The organism is Streptomyces fildesensis, assembly GCF_016107395.1.
In the GTDB taxonomy this organism is placed as follows: Bacteria; Actinomycetota; Actinomycetes; order Streptomycetales; family Streptomycetaceae; genus Actinacidiphila; species Actinacidiphila fildesensis.
In genome coordinates, this window is the sequence record NZ_JAAIKO010000025.1 from 63,534 (window position 1) to 79,467 (window position 15,934).

At 71.7% G+C, this 15,934-nt stretch carries 15 protein-coding genes and 1 pseudogene; 7 read left to right on the plus strand and 9 right to left on the minus strand.

Going from position 1 to position 15,934, the window contains the following annotated elements:
* Positions 1 to 117 precede the first annotated feature (117 nt).
* Positions 118 to 582: a hypothetical protein gene (locus tag C6N31_RS27135; protein ID WP_307811553.1), complete on the plus strand. Its 465-nt coding sequence runs from the start codon at positions 118 to 120 to the stop codon at positions 580 to 582.
* A gap of 102 nt (positions 583 to 684) precedes the next feature.
* Positions 685 to 1,140: a large conductance mechanosensitive channel protein MscL gene (mscL, locus tag C6N31_RS27140; protein WP_138354745.1), complete on the plus strand. Its 456-nt coding sequence runs from the start codon at positions 685 to 687 to the stop codon at positions 1,138 to 1,140.
* Between the two features lie 10 nt (positions 1,141 to 1,150).
* On the opposite strand, the gene C6N31_RS27145 is transcribed toward mscL, so the two are convergent.
* Both C6N31_RS27145 and C6N31_RS27150 read right to left on the minus strand, forming a co-directional pair.
* The gene (locus C6N31_RS27145) at positions 1,151 to 1,363 is read right to left on the minus strand and encodes a hypothetical protein (RefSeq protein WP_138354746.1); all 213 of its coding nucleotides are present in this window, start codon (positions 1,361 to 1,363) and stop codon (positions 1,151 to 1,153) included.
* 78 nt (positions 1,364 to 1,441) lie between these two features.
* Positions 1,442 to 1,792 (minus strand): annotated as a pseudogene (locus tag C6N31_RS27150) (hypothetical protein).
* A 111-nt stretch (positions 1,793 to 1,903) separates the two neighbouring features.
* Between C6N31_RS27150 and C6N31_RS27155 the strand changes: the two are divergent.
* Entirely contained in the window at positions 1,904 to 3,064 is a 1,161-nt protein-coding gene (locus tag C6N31_RS27155; RefSeq protein WP_138354747.1) for a PLP-dependent cysteine synthase family protein, read from the plus strand.
* A 27-nt stretch (positions 3,065 to 3,091) separates the two neighbouring features.
* Here the strand turns inward: C6N31_RS27155 and C6N31_RS27160 are convergent, their stop codons facing one another.
* Complete coding sequence (locus C6N31_RS27160) at positions 3,092 to 3,544, minus strand: group III truncated hemoglobin (RefSeq protein ID WP_138354748.1); 453 nt, start codon at positions 3,542 to 3,544, stop codon at positions 3,092 to 3,094.
* 109 nt (positions 3,545 to 3,653) lie between these two features.
* On the opposite strand from C6N31_RS27160, the gene C6N31_RS27165 reads away from it, so the two are divergent.
* Positions 3,654 to 4,829, plus strand: coding sequence for a low temperature requirement protein A (locus tag C6N31_RS27165; RefSeq protein WP_138354749.1), 1,176 nt, complete (start codon positions 3,654 to 3,656; stop codon positions 4,827 to 4,829).
* Positions 4,830 to 4,967: 138 nt separating this feature from the next.
* Positions 4,968 to 5,729, plus strand: a complete 762-nt coding sequence (locus C6N31_RS27170; protein WP_138354750.1) for a VC0807 family protein — start codon at positions 4,968 to 4,970, stop codon at positions 5,727 to 5,729.
* A 38-nt stretch (positions 5,730 to 5,767) separates the two neighbouring features.
* On the opposite strand, the gene C6N31_RS27175 is transcribed toward C6N31_RS27170, so the two are convergent.
* The 5 genes from C6N31_RS27175 to C6N31_RS27195 form a co-directional block, all read right to left on the minus strand.
* Positions 5,768 to 6,562, minus strand: a complete 795-nt coding sequence (locus tag C6N31_RS27175) for a VIT1/CCC1 transporter family protein (protein ID WP_138354751.1) — start codon at positions 6,560 to 6,562, stop codon at positions 5,768 to 5,770.
* Positions 6,563 to 6,598: 36 nt separating this feature from the next.
* Positions 6,599 to 8,659, minus strand: coding sequence for a PTS fructose transporter subunit IIABC (locus C6N31_RS27180; RefSeq protein ID WP_198358462.1), 2,061 nt, complete (start codon positions 8,657 to 8,659; stop codon positions 6,599 to 6,601).
* A 145-nt stretch (positions 8,660 to 8,804) separates the two neighbouring features.
* On the minus strand, positions 8,805 to 9,749 hold the full coding sequence (pfkB, locus tag C6N31_RS27185) for a 1-phosphofructokinase (RefSeq protein ID WP_138354753.1): 945 nt from the start codon (positions 9,747 to 9,749) through the stop codon (positions 8,805 to 8,807).
* Positions 9,746 to 10,507 carry a DeoR/GlpR family DNA-binding transcription regulator gene (locus C6N31_RS27190; protein ID WP_138354773.1) on the minus strand — a complete coding sequence of 254 codons (762 nt, stop codon included), beginning with the start codon at positions 10,505 to 10,507 and terminating at the stop codon, positions 9,746 to 9,748. Before C6N31_RS27190 ends, pfkB begins: the two co-directional genes overlap by 4 nt.
* A 238-nt stretch (positions 10,508 to 10,745) precedes the next feature.
* Positions 10,746 to 11,741, minus strand: coding sequence for a sigma-70 family RNA polymerase sigma factor (locus C6N31_RS27195; RefSeq protein ID WP_138354754.1), 996 nt, complete (start codon positions 11,739 to 11,741; stop codon positions 10,746 to 10,748).
* A 514-nt stretch (positions 11,742 to 12,255) separates the two neighbouring features.
* Between C6N31_RS27195 and C6N31_RS27200 the strand changes: the two genes are divergently transcribed.
* Both C6N31_RS27200 and C6N31_RS27205 read left to right on the plus strand, forming a co-directional pair.
* Entirely contained in the window at positions 12,256 to 13,434 is a 1,179-nt protein-coding gene (locus C6N31_RS27200; protein ID WP_198358463.1) for a questin oxidase family protein, read from the plus strand.
* Positions 13,435 to 13,572: 138 nt separating this feature from the next.
* Positions 13,573 to 14,196 (plus strand): hypothetical protein, encoded by a 624-nt coding sequence (locus C6N31_RS27205; RefSeq protein WP_164294369.1) that lies wholly within the window; start codon positions 13,573 to 13,575, stop codon positions 14,194 to 14,196.
* 162 nt (positions 14,197 to 14,358) lie between these two features.
* On the opposite strand, the gene C6N31_RS27210 is transcribed toward C6N31_RS27205, so the two are convergent.
* A complete protein-coding gene (locus tag C6N31_RS27210) occupies positions 14,359 to 15,885 on the minus strand; it encodes an MFS transporter (protein WP_198358464.1) in 1,527 nt (508 codons plus the stop codon).
* Between the last annotated feature and the right edge of the window lie 49 nt (positions 15,886 to 15,934).

Sequence of the window (15,934 nt, forward strand, 5' to 3'; positions counted from 1 at the left end):
TCCCCTTCTCCTGCTCCCACTCCCCCGGATTCCTACGCGCTCCCGCGCTGCGTCGTGCCGTCCTTCCAGCCGATCCGGGCCGGTGGCGGGCGCGGGCGGATCCGGCTGTGGAGGCCGGTGCACCGCAGGCGCCGGGCCGTGGCCGCGGGGCTGGCGATGGCCGCCGCCGCGCTGGCGGCCTCCGCCCCGCGCGCGGACTCCCAGGCACCACGCGGTGAACCACACGTACCCCCGGCGGCGACTGCCGCACAGGACGCCCGGGGCGCGCGGGCCATAGCATCCGGTCGCGATGCGACAGCAGCTCAGGACGTGCGCGACGCCCCGGACACGGTGCGGGCGCCGGTGCGGATCGCGGACGCGGCGGCGGTGCGGCTGTTACGGCCCGGCGACCGGGTGGACGTGCTGGCCGCCGACCGGGTGGTGGCCGTTGCGGCGCCGGTGGTGTCCGTGCCGGCGGACGGCGGCGAGGCGGCCGGACGCATCGGTGAGGGCGCGCTGATCGTGCTGGCGGTGCCGCGCCGGACGGCTGCTGCGATCATCGGCGCGGCAGCGTCAACTCCCCTGGCGGTGACGCTGTGTTGACTCACTCTTTCGTGTGTACGGATTGGACACCTCACTCCCGGAATGCCATAGGTTGCGGGCCTTGCTGTGCCGTCACCTGTGTGCGGGGAAAGAGAGAATTCAATGAGCGACGAGAAGACCGGGGTCCTGGGCGGCTTCAAGGAATTCCTGATGCGCGGGAACGTGATCGACCTGGCCGTCGCCGTCGTCATCGGTGCCGCGTTCACCAGCGTCGTGAGCTCCGTGGTCAAGGGCGTCATCAATCCCCTGGTCGGTGCGTTCGGCACCAAGGATCTGGAGCACTACCGGTCGTGCCTCAAGGGCCCGTGCGTGGTGAACGACGCGGGCGACGCGGTGAGCGGTATTCCGATCCTGTGGGGCTCGGTGCTCAGCGCGGTCCTCACGTTCGTGATCACTGCCGCGGTGGTCTATTTCCTGATGGTGCTGCCGATGTCCCGCTACCTGGCGAAGAAGGCGGCGCGGGCCCGGCAGGAGGCCGTGGTGCACGCGGAGGCGGAGGCCGCCGAGGTGGCGCTGCTGCGCGAGATCCGCGACGTCATGGTGTCCCAGCGCAGCTGAGCCACCTGGATCAGATGTGGTGCGGGGGCTTCTCGTCGAGGAAGCGGGCGAGGTCGTCGTTCCCGCCGCCCGACGGGCGCTCGCCCCAGCCCCCGTCCGTGTCGTCGGACGACTGCCGGCTGAGCGGGTCGTCGAAGACCAGCGCGGCGGCGGGGTCGCGCCGCGGCTTCCCGGGCCGTGCTTCGGGCCGGGGGTCGGACTCGGGTGCGGGAGCGGTGCTCATGCCTCCAGGGTACGGCCGCGGGCCTGCCGGGCGGCTCCGCGTCCTCGCGCGCACCGGGCCGCCCCGCGCGGTCCTACGTCATCGGTCCTTCGGGCCGAGCAGCCAGATACCGGGCACCACCAGGAAGGACACCCCGAGGAAGCCGGCGCACCACCAGGCGATGGACGTGTCGCCCCGCATCCACTCATTGACGGCGATGGACAGCGCTCACAGCTGGCCGATGACGACCGTGATCGCCGGCGCCGGCCGGGCGGAGAGCTTGGCGGAGCGCTCCGGGTCCTGGTCGGTGCCGGCGCCGGGACCGGGGCCGGTGTGGCGCACCCGGGGGTCGCCGTAGCCGCTGGTCGGGCGGATCCGGGGGGAGCGCTCGCGCACCGGCCGGTTCAGCCGTGGCCGGTCGCTGCCGGGGTGGTAGGGCGCGTTGGCCACCTGATCGTTCCGCGAAGGTCACCGGCCGCGGCGGCCCAACGGCCCCCAAGCGTCAGCGGGGAGAAACCCCAAGCGCCGGTTTGGGACACCCCGCCAGCTATACCTGGGGCCATGGAACTCGACATCGACCGGCGTGACCCGGTGTACCGGAACTGGCTCAAGGACGCCGTCGGCAAGGTGCAGGCCGACGCCAACCGGTCCGCCGACACCCATCTGCTGTCGGTGCCGCTGCCGGCCGAGTGGGGCATCGACCTGTATCTGAAGGACGAGTCGACGCACCCGACCGGCTCGCTCAAGCACCGGCTGGCCCGCTCGCTGTTCCTGTACGGGCTGTGCAACGGCTGGATCCGCCCCGGGAAGCCGGTCATCGAGGCGTCCAGCGGCTCGACGGCGGTCTCCGAGGCGTACTTCGCGAAGCTGATCGGGGTGCCGTTCATCGCCGTGATGGCGAAGAGCACCGTGCGCTCCAAGATCGACCTGATCGAGTTCCACGGCGGCCGATGTCATCTCGTCGACGACCCCTGCGAGGTCTATGAGGTGGCGGTGCGGCTCGCGGCCGAATCGGGCGGCCACTACATGGACCAGTTCACGTACGCCGAGCGCGCCACCGACTGGCGCGGCAACAACAACATCGCCGACTCGATCTTCCGGCAGCTGGCGCTGGAGCGGCACCCCGTACCGGCCTGGATCGTCGCGACCGCCGGCACCGGCGGAACGTCCGCCACCATCGCCCGCTTCGTCCACTACACCCAGCAGGACACCGGGGTCTGTGTCGCCGACCCGGAGAACTCCGCGTTCTTCCCCAGCTGGCAGTCGGACGACCCGGACGTCGTCACCGACCGCGGCTCCCGCATCGAGGGCATCGGCCGCCAGCGGGTGGAGCCGAGCTTCGTCCCCGGGGCGATCGACCGCATGATGCGGGTGCCGGACGCCGCGTCCGTCGCCTGTATCCGCGTGCTGGAACGGCTGCTGGGACGCAAGGCCGGCGCCTCCACCGGCACCGGCCTGTGGGCCGCCTTCCGGATCATCTCCGACATGCGGGCGGCCGGCGAACAGGGCAGCGTGGTGGGGCTGTTGTGCGACCCCGGCGAGCGGTACCTGGAGAAGTACTACTCGGACGAGTGGCTGGCCGCGCAGGGCATCGACATCGCCCCGTTCACCGCGCGGATCGAGCACTTCCTCACGACGGGCGAACTCAGCACCGTCGCGCCCAGCACCGTCGCGCCCAGCACCGTCACGCCCGTCAGCGAGCACGCCGCGCAGGCCGTCTGACGCTCAGCGGGCCGGGGACCGGCGCCGTCAGGCCTCCGTGCGGAGCCGCACGGAGGCGAGCGGCACGAAGCCGGGGCCGGATCCCTCGGTGGAGGCGTCGGTCCCCGACAGCCGGCGCAGCATCGACAGGGCTATCCGTTCGCCCTGCGCCTTGGCGTGGTCCGCGTTGGGGCCCGCGTACAGCCCGTCGACGGAGGCGCGCCACAGCTGGACCCAGCGGCCGAAGTGCTCGGCGGTCATCGGCCGGGTGTCGTGCAGGGCGGCGTGCGGGGCGAAGGCGTTGCCGCTGTAGTCGGCCGTCCGGAGCAGGGCGCGTTCCCAGAAGTCGGTGATCCTGGGGAGGTGGTCCTCGAGGTCGAGGCCCGCGATCTCGGTGAAGTACGGGCCGATCAGCCGGTCGGCGAGCGCCGCCTCGTAGAAGCGGCGCAGCAGCGTGCCGAGGTCGGCGCGGTCGGCGATGTCGGGCTTGGCAGTGACCATGGTCCTTCCAGGGTCCGTGTGGGGCGGACCGGCCGCCAGGGCCGAAAGACCCGGATACGGCAGCGTGCCATGGTGTTCCTCGCGCGGGTTCTGCCGCAAGGTGGCCTCCATGAGCAACCCCGCCGGCGCCGCGTTCCGCCGTATGACCGCCCGCAGCCGTGACGAGGCGCACCGGGCCTCGACCCCGCTCGAGCTCTTTTTCGACCTCTGCTTCGTGGTCGCCGTCGCCCAGGCGGGCGCCCGGCTGGTGCACGCGCTGGCCGCGGGCCATCCCGGCAACGGGGTCGTCGGCTATCTGCTGGTGTTCTTCGGCATCTGGTGGGCCTGGATGAACTTCTCCTGGTTCGCTTCCGCCTACGACACGGACGACGTGCTGTACCGGATCACCACGCTGGTGCAGATCACCGGCGTCCTCATCTTCGCCGCCGGCGTGCCGCGCGCCTTCGACGACAACGACTGGACGATCTCGGTGATCGGCTACTCGGTGATGCGGCTGGCGCTGGCCTCGCAGTGGCTGCGGGCCGCGCGCGGTGAGACCGGTGACGCGCGCAGCTGCGCGCTGCGGTACGCGTTCGGCGTCACCGTCTGCCAGTTCGGGTGGATCGGGCTGCTCTTCCTGCCCGACGGTGCGAAGGTGTGGGCGTTCCTCGGCCTGATCGTCGTCGAGCTGTCGGTGCCGCTGTTCGCCGAGCGCCGCCACCAGACGCCCTGGCACCCGCAGCACATCGCCGAGCGGTACGGCCTGTTCACCATCATCGTGCTCGGCGAGTCGATCGCGGCGGCGACCGTCGCCGTGCAGTCCGCGCTCGACGAGCACGAGGCGGTGGCCGAGCTGCTGCCGATCGCGGGCGGCGGGCTGCTGATCGTCTTCGCGGCCTGGTGGATCTACTTCGCCGTGCCCATCGAGGAGCACCTGGTCTCCAACCGCGAGGCGATCCCCTGGGGTTACGGCCACTACATCGTGTTCGTCTCCGCCGCGGCGATCGGCGCCGGCCTCGAAGTGGCCGTGGAGCAGAGCGTCGGGAAGGCGGAGATCTCGGTACGGGCCGCCTCCGCCGCGGTGACCGTGCCGACCGCCGTCCTGTTCTTCACCGTCTGGCTGCTGCACTCCCGGCACTACAAGAGCGGCCTCGCCCAGCAACTCGTCCTGCCGGTCGCCTCGTTGCTGGTCCTGGCCTGCACGTTCGCCGGGGAATCGGCGGTGCTACTGGCCGGGGTGGTGTCGGCGCTGACCGTCGCGGTCGGGGTCACGCTGGCGCGTCGCAGTGTCTCCCCACAGGTCTGATCAAGGATGGGCAAAGTCCTTCCCACCGCATTCCCACGACCGTACGATCTGCCCCGACGACCAGCCTGACCAGGCAATACGGCGTTACGGCGGCGGGGCGCCACGGCGCCGCGGTGTCACGTCAAGGGGGAGCCGGAAATGATCAAGACGGATACGGCGGGCGGGCCGGGCCGCGGCAGAGCGATGCTGCTGAGCTGGGGCCCGACGGTGCTGTTCAGCATCATCCTGCCGTGGGTCACCTACGGGATGCTGACGGACCACGGTGTCGCGCAGGTTCCCGCACTGCTGATCATCTCCGGCTGGCCGGTGGTGGAGATGGTGGTGTACTTCGCGATCCACCGCCGCCTGGACGAGTTCAGCATCATGATCCTCGGAACGCTGCTGCTGAGCGCGGTCAGCGCGCTGGCCTACAACAGCACCAAGATGGTGTTCATCAAGGACTCGGCGCTGACCGGACTGCTCGGACTGGCCTTCCTGCTCAGCCTGTTCGCGAAGCGGCCGCTGATCTTCTACTTCGGCCGCAAGTTCGCGACCGACGGCACCGACGCGGGCGTCACGGCCTGGAACGGCCTGTGGGACAAGTACGCGGGCTTCCGCGCCACCCAGCGCATGCTGACGGTGGTGTGGGGCGTCACCTTCCTCGTGGAGTCCGGCATCCGCATCGCCCTGACGTACGTGCTCTCCACCGACACGATGGTGGGCGTCTCCGGCGTGCTGCCGTTCGTGTTCACCGCTGGGCTGGTCTTCTACACGATCCGCACCGGCAGGAAGGGCGAGGCCCGGCGGGTGGCCGCGGAAGCGGCGGAGGCCGCGGCGGCTCCGGCCGACGCCCCGGCGGCTCCGGCCGGCTCCGTCGGTCCGGCAGCTCCGGCAGCTCCGGCAGCTCCGGCCGAAGCCTGATGGCCCCGCCACGGGTCTCATCGCATGGGAGAATCGCGTCAGAGACCCGTGGCACCGAGCAGTGATCCGGCCGCGTACGTGACGGCCATCGCCGTCGCCCCGCCCGCCATGTTCCGCAGGACGGCGGGGCGGGCCGGCGCGCTGCCCAGCCGCGCGCTCTCCCACCCGCACAGCGCGAGCGCGATCAGCACCGCCACCACCGTGACGGACAGCCGCAGCGGCGGAGGCAGCAGCACGATCGCCAGCAGGGGCAGGAGCGCCCCCGCGGTGAACGCGGCGAAGCTCGCGGCCGCCGCGTGCCACGGGTTGGTCAGTTCGTCGGGGTTGATGCCGAGCTCGACCCGGGCGTGCGCGCCGAGGGCGTCGCGTTCGGTGAGCTGCTCCGCGACCTCGCGGGCGAGTTCCCGGGTCAGCCCGCGGTCCTCCAGCAGACCGGTGAGCTCGGCGAGTTCCGCCTTCGGCTCGGTGGCCAGCTCCTCGCGCTCCATGGCCAGGGCGGCCTGCTCGGAGTCGCGCTGGGTGCTGACCGAGACGTACTCCCCCGCCGCCATCGACAGGGATCCGGCCAGCAGTCCGGCCAGCCCGGCGGTCAGGATCGCCGAACGGGAGTCGGTGGCCCCGGCCACGCCGACGACCAGCCCGGCCGTCGACACGACTCCGTCGTTGGCGCCCAGCACCCCCGCCCGCAGCCAGTTCAGCCGGCTCGCGAGCCCGCCCGCGTGGTGCGGCTCACCGTGCTCCACCTCGCTGTGCTCCACCTCGCCCTGCTCCACGGGGCCGGCGCCGCCGTCCCGCTCACCGCTGTCCTCGCCGTTCTGCCCGCCGTCACTCATGCCGCGAGGGTCTCATTCCTGACCGCCCGCGGGCGGTCAGGCCGCGACCGGTGTCCTGGCGTCGTCCGGCACCGGCGGCGCCGCCTCGGGCGCGGCGGGCCTGCGCAGCCCCTTCAGCAGGACGACGAGGGCCGCGGTGACGACCGTGCCCGCCGCGACGGCGACCAGGTACAGCCACGGGTTGCCGATCAGCGGCACCACGAAGATGCCGCCGTGCGGGGCGCGCAGCGTGCAGCCGAAGGCCATCGACAGGGCGCCGGTGACCGCGCCGCCGACCATCGCCGACGGGATGACCCGTAGCGGGTCGGCCGCGGCGAACGGGATCGCGCCCTCGGTGATGAACGAAGCGCCGAGCACCCAGGCCGCCTTGCCGTTCTCGCGTTCCGTACGGGTGAAGAGCCGCCCCCGGACGGTCGTCGCCAGCGCCAGGCCCAGCGGCGGCACCATGCCCGCCGCCATCACGCACGCCATGACCTTGAGGCTGCCGTCGTTCGGGTCGGCCAGACCTCCCACGGCGAAGGCGTACGCGACCTTGTTCAGCGGACCACCCATGTCGAAGCACATCATCAGGCCGAGGACGACGCCGAGGATGATCGCGTTCGAGCCCGTCAGGCCGTTCAGCCAGTCGGTGAGCTGCTTCTGGAGCCAGGCGATCGGCTTGCCGACCACCAGGAACATCAGGAAGCCCACCACCGCCGAGGAGATCAGTGGGATCACCACGACCGGCATGATGCCGCGCAGCACCGGTGGGATCGCGATCCGCTGGATCGCCATGACGACGGTGCCCGCGAGCAGACCGGCCACCAGGCCGCCCAGGAAACCCGCGTTGATCGTCAGCGCGATGGCACCGCCGACGATGCCGGGGACCAGCCCCGGCCGGTCCACCATCCCGAACGCGATGTATCCGGCCAGGATCGGGACGAGGAACGTGAACGCGGTGTCGCCGATCTGGAAGAGCAGCGCCGCCCAGCTCGCGCCCTCGTTCCAGAGGAAGTGATCGGTGACGGAGGGCGCGGCGTTGATCTCGTAGCCGCCGATCGCGAAGGCGAGCGCGATCAGCAGCCCGCCGGCGGCGACGAACGGCACCATGTAACTGACGCCGGTCATCAGCCACTTGCGCAGCCGCGTGCCGAAGCCTTCGGCGGACTCGTCGGGTTCGCCGGCCGTTCCGAACGGCGCATCGCTGCCGTCGGCGCCCGCCGGGTGTGCCGCGGCCGTCACCTCGCCGCGTTCCGCCCTGCCGCGCGCCTCGGCGATGAGCTCCGGTGCGCGGCTGATACCCGCCTTCACCCCGACGTCCACCGTCGGCTTCCCCGCGAAGCGCTCCTTGTCGCGGACCTCCACGTCATGGGCGAGGATCACCGCGTCCGCGGCCTCGATCGCCGCCTTCGGCAACTTCTTGAAGCCGGCCGAGCCTTGGGTCTCCACGGTGATCTGCACACCGGCGTCCCGGGCGGCGTTCTCCAGGGACTCCGCCGCCATGTACGTGTGCGCGATGCCCGTCGGGCACGACGTCACCGCCACGACGCGGAACGGCCGCTCCTGCGGAACGCCTTCGGCTGCGGTTTCCGGTGCGGCTTCCGATGCGGTGACGGCCTGGGTGGCCGGGGTGGCCGGCGGTATGACCTCCGGCTCCGCGGTCGCGGGCTCCGCTACCGGCCCGCCCGCGATCAGGGCCGCGGCCGTCGCCGGGTCTTCGGCCGTGCGCAGGGCCGCGGTGAACTCCGGGTCCATGAGGCGGCGGGCGAGGGCCGACAGGATCGTCAGGTGGTCGGTGTCGGCACCGGCCGGTGCCGCGATGAGGAAGACGAGGTCGGCCGGGCCGTCCGGGGCGCCGAAGTCGATACGGGTGGCGCTGCGGCCGAACGCGAGGGTCGGCTCGGCGACATGCGCGCTGCGGCAGTGCGGGATCCCGATGCCGCCGTCGAGACCGGTCGGCATCTGGGCCTCGCGCGCGGCCACATCCGCGAGGAACCCCTCCAGATCGGTGACGCGTCCGGCGGCCACCATCCGCTCGGCGAGCGAACGTGCCGCCGCTTCCTTGCTGTCGGCGGCCAGGTCGAGATCGACCAGCTCCGCGGTGATCATGGCACTCATCGCGCGGCTCCATTGCTCGCGTCCCCGCCCGGCGGGCGGAACGGACTGTGGGTGGAACGGGGTGCTGCGGCCACCGGGCAGGTCGGCTGCCCGGCGCCCGTCATACGGACGCCCGTTATGAAGGCGTCCGTAATGCCGGCGCCCCTCATGCCGGTTCCCGCAGCAGCCGGGAGAGGGGAACGTCCGCGGTCACGGTGACCGCCGACGGGTCGAGATCCGCCGGCGCCGGCATGACGCTGCCCGGCAGCTGCACGGCGGCCGCCCCATGGGCGACGGCCGAGGCGAGGGCCGCCTCCCCGTCGCCGCCCGCGCCGAGGAACCCCGCCAACGAGGCGTCCCCGGCCCCGACGTTGCTGCGGACCACCGCGACCCGCGCCTGCCCGAAGTACGTACCGGAGTCGTCGACGAGCAGCTGGCCGTCCGCGCCGAGGCTGGCCAGCACCGCCCGCGCGCCCAGGGCGCGCAGTTCTCCCGCCGCCTTCACCACGTCGCCGACCGTCGTGAGCGGCCGGCCGACGGCCGCGGCCAGTTCCTCCGCGTTGGGCTTGACGACATCGGGGCGCATCGCGAGCGCGGCGAGCAGCGAGGGACCCGAGGTGTCGAGGGCGACGCGGGCGCCGGCCCGGTGCGCGCGGGCGACGAGTTCGGCGTACCACTCGGGCGGCAGCCCGCGCGGGAGGCTGCCGCAGCAGGCGATCCAGCGGGCGTCGGCGGACCGGGTGCCGACCGCGTCGAGCAGTGCCTCCGACTCGGCGGCGGTGAGCGTGGGTCCGGCCGCGTTGAGCTTGGTCAGGGTCCCGTCCGGCTCGGCGACCGAGACGTTGACCCGGGTCGAGCCGGCGATGCCGACTCCCGCGACCTCGATGCCCTGCTCCCCCAACAGCCGGCCGAGCAGCGCACCTTCGGGACCGCCGATCGGCAGCACGGCGACCGTGCGCCGCCCGGCGGCGGCCACCGCGCGCGAGACGTTGACGCCCTTGCCGCCGGGGTCGACCCGGTCGGCGGTGGCCCGCAGCACGGCCCCGCGCTCGAGCGCGGGGATCTCGTACGTACGGTCCAGGCTCGGATTCGGCGTGACGGTGACGATCATGCGCGTACTACTTCCGTGCCCGCGCTCTCGATCGCGCGGGCTGCTTCGGGGCTGAGTCCCTGGTCGGTGATGAGCAGGTCGACATGGGAGAGGTCTCCGAAGCGTGCGAAGTTCCGCTGTCCGTACTTCGAGGAGTCGGCGAGCAGCACGACGCGCCGCGCGGCGGCGATCATCGCCCGCTTCACGGCGGCTTCGGCGAGGTCGGGGGTGGTGAGCCCGCCCTCGGCGGAGAAGCCGTTCGCGGCGAGGAACAGCACGTCGGCGTGGATCTCGCTGTAGGCGCGCAGCGCCCACGCGTCCACCGCGGCGCGGGTGCGGTGCCGGAGCCGGCCGCCGACGAGGTGCAGGGTGAGGTCCGGGTACTCCGACAGGCGCGCGGCGATCGGCAGGGCGTGCGTCACGACGGTGAGCCGTGAGTCGAGCGGGAGGACGGCGGCGAGCCGGGCCGCGGTGCTGCCCGCGTCCATGACGACGCTGCCCTCGGCGGGCAGTTCGGCCAGCGCGGCGCGCGCGATCCGGTCCTTCTCGTCGGCCGCCGTCGCCTCGCGCTCGGCGAGGTCGGGCTCGAAGTCGAGGCGCCCGGCCGGTATGGCCCCGCCGTGCACGCGCTGGATCAGTCCGGCCCGGTCGAGTGCCTTGAGATCGCGGCGGATCGTCTCCGGCGTGACGTCGAACTCCTCGGCCAGCGAGGGGACGTCGACGCTTCCGAGATCGCGGGCCCGCCGCAGGATCTCTTGCTGCCGCTCCGGGGCGTACATGTGGTTTTGCCTCCGCCTCATGCCCGAGTGTGTTGCTATGCCGTCACCGTACGCACGGTTCGACCGAAAGTAAAAACAAACAGGCATGCGGCGGATTCATTCGGACATAGGCGGGACGTCATGGCCAGGAAGGGGGCGATGGATCCCGGACCGGGTCCGGACATGGCCGAACCCCGGCGCGGGGGGGGTTGCGCCGAGGTTCGGGTTCAGGGGCGGCGGGGACGGACCCCGCCGCGGGTCAGGCGGCCTCGTACTCCAGGCCCGTGTCGCGGGCCATGCGCTTGAGGTCTGCCAGGGCGTGCTTCTCGATCTGCCGGATGCGCTCACGCGTCAGGCCGTGCTGCTTGCCGACCTCGGTCAGCGTCCGCTCGCGGCCGTCCTCGATACCGTACCGGGACCGGATGATCGAAGCCGTGCGTTCGTCGAGTCGGCCGATGAGCTCTTCGAGCTCCTCTCGGCGCAGCATGACGAGGACGGACTGCTCGGGAGAGGCGGCGGCGCCGTCCTCCACGAGATCCCCGAACTCGGTCTCGCCGTCCGCGTCCACGGACATGTTCAGGCTGACCGGGTCACGGGCCCAGTCGAGCACGTCATGCACGCGGGACGGCGTCGAGTCCAGCTCGGCGGCGATCTCCTCGTGCTCCGGGTCGCGCCCGTGCTCACGGTTGAACTCCCGCTGCACACGCCGGATCCGGCCCAGCTCCTCCACCAGGTGGACGGGGAGCCGGATGGTGCGGGACTGGTCGGCGATGGAGCGCGTGATGGCCTGGCGGATCCACCAGGTCGCGTACGTGGAGAACTTGAAGCCCTTGGCGTAGTCGAACTTCTCGACGGCGCGCACCAGGCCCGCGTTCCCCTCCTGGATGAGGTCGAGCAGCGGAAGACCGCTGCGCGGGTAGCGGCGGGCGACCGCTACGACGAGGCGCAGATTGGAGCGGATGAAGACGTCCTTGGCGCGGTCGCCGATGGCGACCAGCGCCTCCAGCTCCTCGCGATCGGCACCAGCCCCGGCACCTTCGACGAGCTGGGAGTCACCGGAGAGTATGCGCTCGGCGTAGACGCCGGCCTCGATCTCCCGGGACAGTTCGACTTCCTGCGCAGCGTCGAGCAGCGGCGTACGAGCGATCTCGTCGAGGTACATACCGACGAGGTCGCGGTCTGCGGCTTCCCCGCCAACGGCGCGGACGCTGCTGCTCCCGCCTGCGGAACGACGGGCGACGGCACGGGTTGCCATGCGTGCTCCCTTGCGAAGGTTCGGTCGGGTGTCGGTTGGAGCGGGACTCTTGATGCTGCCCTTCGGCTGCCCGCTCTGATCTGGATAACGACTGGAATCCGGACACAATTCCCCTGTCGATCACTGATTTTCGCGATCTTGCAGTATCCTGTGCCGCCACACAGCGAGGCGCAGCGCTGTGGGTGGCCGGGAAGCCCAGGTCAGGGCCGGTCGCGGGGCGATCCGGGGCCTTGGCGGACTTCCACGGCCGCTGTGCCCGTGAGACGCCGCTCACATCCGTGGCCCGTGACCGGCATCCGGTGTCGGCATCCACTGGCACCGTCCGCCGTCACTGTCCGCTGTCGGGTCCCGCGCCCGGGCTTCGCCGCCCGTGGCTGCTCTCCTACCCACAAGACGGCCCGTACCGCATATTGGTTGCCCAAACAGGCGAAGAAGCCCTGAATGACCCTGGTCCCCGGGACCTAGGTCCCCAGCCCGTTACGCCCCAATGGCACCCCGGCCTACCGTCGGCCCCATGGAACCCAGGCGTACGACCGACACGACCGGCGTCCTCGACGAGGCCCTCCAGCGACTGCACTCCACCGGCCCGGAATTCAACGGCTGGCTGACGAACCACGGCCCGATGGCCGTCGAGGCCCTGGTCCGGGGCGGCCACGCCGCCGAGGTCCACCGCTGGCTGGACTACTACCGCACCAAACTGGAGGATCCGCCGCGCCCCACCGAGCCGATCACCGCCGGCGGCTGGCAGGAGGCGCTCGGCGATCCGCGCAGGACCGCCGACTGGACGGAGTACTTCGTCCGCGAGACGAGCGAACGCCCGTGGCGCGACGTGCTGGCGCAGTGGTGGCCGCGGCTGCTTCCCGGGATCGCCGCCGGCGCCACCCATCCGGTGATCCGCGTCGGTCACGCCGTCCGCACCCTGCTCGCCGATGAGGCGGACAGGTCAGGCGCGGCAGGCAGGCCAGGCGGGGCAGGCGGGTCAGGCGGGTCAGGCGGGTCAGGCGGGTCAGGCAGCAACGGGCAAGCGGTCGCGGCCGACGGCCCCCGGCTCGCCGAACTCGCCCACGGGCTCGGTTATTGGGCGGCCCGCAGCCTCCCGACACCCGGCCTCGCGCCGCTGTCCGGCACGGCCGCCCCGGCCGAGGCCCTGGACGGCGTCCCGCCGATAGCCGGCCAGGGGTCGGGGTACCGGGACGGCATCGCCCTGCTCGCCGACACCCCTGGCTGGACGGCGGCCAGCGCCTCGCTCCGCGCGCCCGCCACCCCGGACGAGGCCCGGGACCTGCTCGCCGAGCTGGTCAGGGCGGCCACGTACCGCTACGCCGCCTACGGCCACCAGAACCCGGTCATGCTGGTGCACGCCGCGACAGCGCCCAACGCCGTGCTGCGCACCCTCCCCGCGCTGCCGTCCGAACTGTGGGTGCCGAGCCTGGGCGCGGCCTGGGCGGCCGGCGCGGCCGTGACCGCGCTCTACTCGCCCACCGCGCCCACTCCCGCCGCCGGACTGCCCGAGCCCCCGGCCGGATCCGTGGCCGAGGCCTCCGAGGAACTCTTCGCGCGGGCGGTCCGGCACGGCGACGAGCACACGGTGAAGTTCGCCGACACCGCACTCGACGTGGCCGCCGCCACCGGCAGTACGGTCGCTCTCGTGGCAGCCGTCCGGGCGACCGAGCTGATCGAGCCCGCCCTGTAACGGACCCCACGACCCCAGGACCCCATGCGCGGGCATGGCGGGGGTTCTCCGGAGTCCACTCCGGGCGCCCCCGCCTTTCGTTTACGCTCGACGGCGCCCAGCTCTCGCGCCCGATCAGCTGAACGGAAGCCACCCACCATGCTCGTACGCCGCCTCCTGATCGGATCGGCCGTCCTGGCCGGCACCGTCACCCTCGCCGCCTGCGGTTCCGGGGACGGCGGCGGCACGAAGCCCACTTCTCCCGCCTCCACCCCGGCCTCCGCCACCGCCGCCGCTCCCGTTCCCGTCACCGGCGGCGCGCCCTGGCCCGCGCCCGCGGACGCCTCCGCCCGCGCCAAGGTGGCCGGACTGCCGATGCTGGGCGCCGAGGGCCAGGTGCTGCACATCCACAGCCACGTGGACGTACTGGTCAACGGCAGGTCCCTGGTGGTGCCCGCCGACATCGGCATCGACCTGGAGCAGCAGAAGATCAGCCCACTGCACACCCACGACACGACCGGCATCGTCCACATCGAGTCGCCGGTGCAGGCCGACTTCACCCTCGGCCAGTTCATGACCGAGTGGAACGTGCCGCTCACCAAGGACCGGCTCGGCCCTCTGAGGACCGGCGGCGGCAAGGAGCTGCACGTCTACGTCAACGGCAAGGAGCAGAGCGGCGATCCGGCCGCCGTCAAGCTCACCGCGCACGCGGAGATCGCCATCGTCTACGGCAAGCCCGGCACGGAGGTGCCGTCGGCCTACGCCTTCCCCGCGGGCGTCTGACCGTCGGAGAACCCTTGGCGGCGCCCCTTTGACGGCGACCGTTCGACAGCCGGCACAGGAAGGGCCCCGCCTCCGGTTGTCCGGAGACGGGGCCCTTCCTGGTTCCGCGTACTGACTTACTGCGTACTACTGACTACTGCTGACCACGGGTGTGGATCCTGATCAGTGAACGATGACCGGGATCGGCAGGCCCTCGGCCATCTCGTCCTCCAGGCTCTGGCCCGAGACCTCGCTGCCGGGGACGCCCGTGTTGATGAACGTCGCCGCGATGAGGGCCGCGAGCACCAGTGCGCCGAAGGCCCACCAGATCGCTGTGGAGAAGCCGTGCACGGCCGCCTCGTTCGCGAAGCCCACCTTGCCGAGCTTCCCGGCGGAGGCCAGGTTGGACGCGGCCCACGTGGTGGTGGCGCTGGCGGCGATGGTGTTCAGCAGCGCGGTGCCGATGGAGCCACCGACCTGCTGCGAGGTGTTGACCATCGCGGAAGCGATTCCGGAGTCGCGCGGCTGGACGCCGTGCGTCGCCAGGCTCATGGCCGGCATGAAGGCCGAACCCATGCCGAGACCCATCAGGACCAGGCCCGGCAGGACGATGCCCGCGTAGTTCGGGGTGGTCGAGATCTGGGTGAGGATCAGCATGCCGACGGAGGCGACCAGGAAGCCCGGTGCCATCAGCATGCGCGGCGGCACACGGAGCATGAGCCGGGTGCCGATCTGCGTGGAACCGACGATCATGCCCGCGACCATGGGCAGGAACGCGAACCCGGACTTCATCGCCGAGTAGCCCAGGATGTTCTGCAGGTAGAACGTCAGGAACAGGAACAGACCGAACATGCCGATGATCGCGATACCGAGCGACAGGTAGACGCCGCCACGGTTGCGGTCGGAGATGACGCGCAGCGGGAGCAGTGGCGCCTTCGCGCGGCTCTCGTAGAACACGAACGCCGCGAGCAGCACGACGGACGCGATCAGCAGGGCGATCGTCTTGGTGGAGCTCCAGCCGTCCTCGGCCGCGACGGTGAAGCCGTAGACCAGGGAGACCAGACCCAGGGTGGAAAGGATCACGCCGGGGATGTCGAGGCGGTTCGGGTTACGCGAACCGGCCGGCTCGTGCACCACCAGGTAGGCGCCGATGGCGGCGACGACCGCGAAGGCGATGTTGACGAAGAGCGTCCAGCGCCAGTTCAGGAACTCGGTGAGGACACCGCCGAGGATCAGACCCACAGCGGCACCGGCACCGGCGATGGCACCGTAGACACCGAACGCCTTGGCACGTTCCTTGGCATCGGTGAACAGCACCGCGAGCAGCGACAGGGCGGCCGGCGCGAGCAGTGCGCCGAACGCACCCTGCAGGGCGCGGGCGCCGAGCAACATGCCGGTGTTGACGGCCGCGCCACCGATCGCGGAGGCGGCGGCGAAGCCGAGCAGACCGACGATGAAGGCGTTCTTACGGCCGAACAGGTCGGAGATACGGCCACCGAAGAGCAGCAGTCCACCGAACGCGAGGCTGTAGGCCGTGATGACCCACTGCTTGTTGGCGTCGGAGATGCCGAGGTCCGTCTGGGCGGAGGGAAGGGCGATGTTCACGATGGTCGCGTCGAGCACGACCATCAGCTGAGCGATCGCGATGAATATGAGTGCTTTCCAGCGCCGGGGATCCGGCTGCAGTGTCTTGTCGGGCATAGCAGGCATAGCTGTACTCACTAAGGGTGCGGAGGGGCAGGAAATGGGGACGTTTGTG

Bases quoted from the DNA above. Each gene is read 5' to 3' on its own strand.
- C6N31_RS27170 (WP_138354750.1), top strand. From the start codon at position 4,968: ATGATCAAGACGGATACGGCGGGCGGGCCGGGCCGCGGCAGAGCGATG.
- C6N31_RS27175 (WP_138354751.1), bottom strand. From the start codon at position 6,562: ATGAGTGACGGCGGGCAGAACGGCGAGGACAGCGGTGAGCGGGACGGC.
- C6N31_RS27155 (WP_138354747.1), top strand. From the start codon at position 1,904: ATGGAACTCGACATCGACCGGCGTGACCCGGTGTACCGGAACTGGCTC.
- C6N31_RS27160 (WP_138354748.1), bottom strand. From the start codon at position 3,544: ATGGTCACTGCCAAGCCCGACATCGCCGACCGCGCCGACCTCGGCACG.
- C6N31_RS27200 (WP_198358463.1), top strand. From the start codon at position 12,256: ATGGAACCCAGGCGTACGACCGACACGACCGGCGTCCTCGACGAGGCC.
- C6N31_RS27195 (WP_138354754.1), bottom strand. From the start codon at position 11,741: ATGGCAACCCGTGCCGTCGCCCGTCGTTCCGCAGGCGGGAGCAGCAGC.
- C6N31_RS27205 (WP_164294369.1), top strand. From the start codon at position 13,573: ATGCTCGTACGCCGCCTCCTGATCGGATCGGCCGTCCTGGCCGGCACC.
- C6N31_RS27190 (WP_138354773.1), bottom strand. From the start codon at position 10,507: ATGTACGCCCCGGAGCGGCAGCAAGAGATCCTGCGGCGGGCCCGCGAT.
- C6N31_RS27180 (WP_198358462.1), bottom strand. From the start codon at position 8,659: ATGAGTGCCATGATCACCGCGGAGCTGGTCGATCTCGACCTGGCCGCC.
- C6N31_RS27145 (WP_138354746.1), bottom strand. From the start codon at position 1,363: ATGAGCACCGCTCCCGCACCCGAGTCCGACCCCCGGCCCGAAGCACGG.
- mscL (WP_138354745.1), top strand. From the start codon at position 685: ATGAGCGACGAGAAGACCGGGGTCCTGGGCGGCTTCAAGGAATTCCTG.
- C6N31_RS27210 (WP_198358464.1), bottom strand. From the start codon at position 15,885: ATGCCTGCTATGCCCGACAAGACACTGCAGCCGGATCCCCGGCGCTGG.
- C6N31_RS27165 (WP_138354749.1), top strand. From the start codon at position 3,654: ATGAGCAACCCCGCCGGCGCCGCGTTCCGCCGTATGACCGCCCGCAGC.
- pfkB (WP_138354753.1), bottom strand. From the start codon at position 9,749: ATGATCGTCACCGTCACGCCGAATCCGAGCCTGGACCGTACGTACGAG.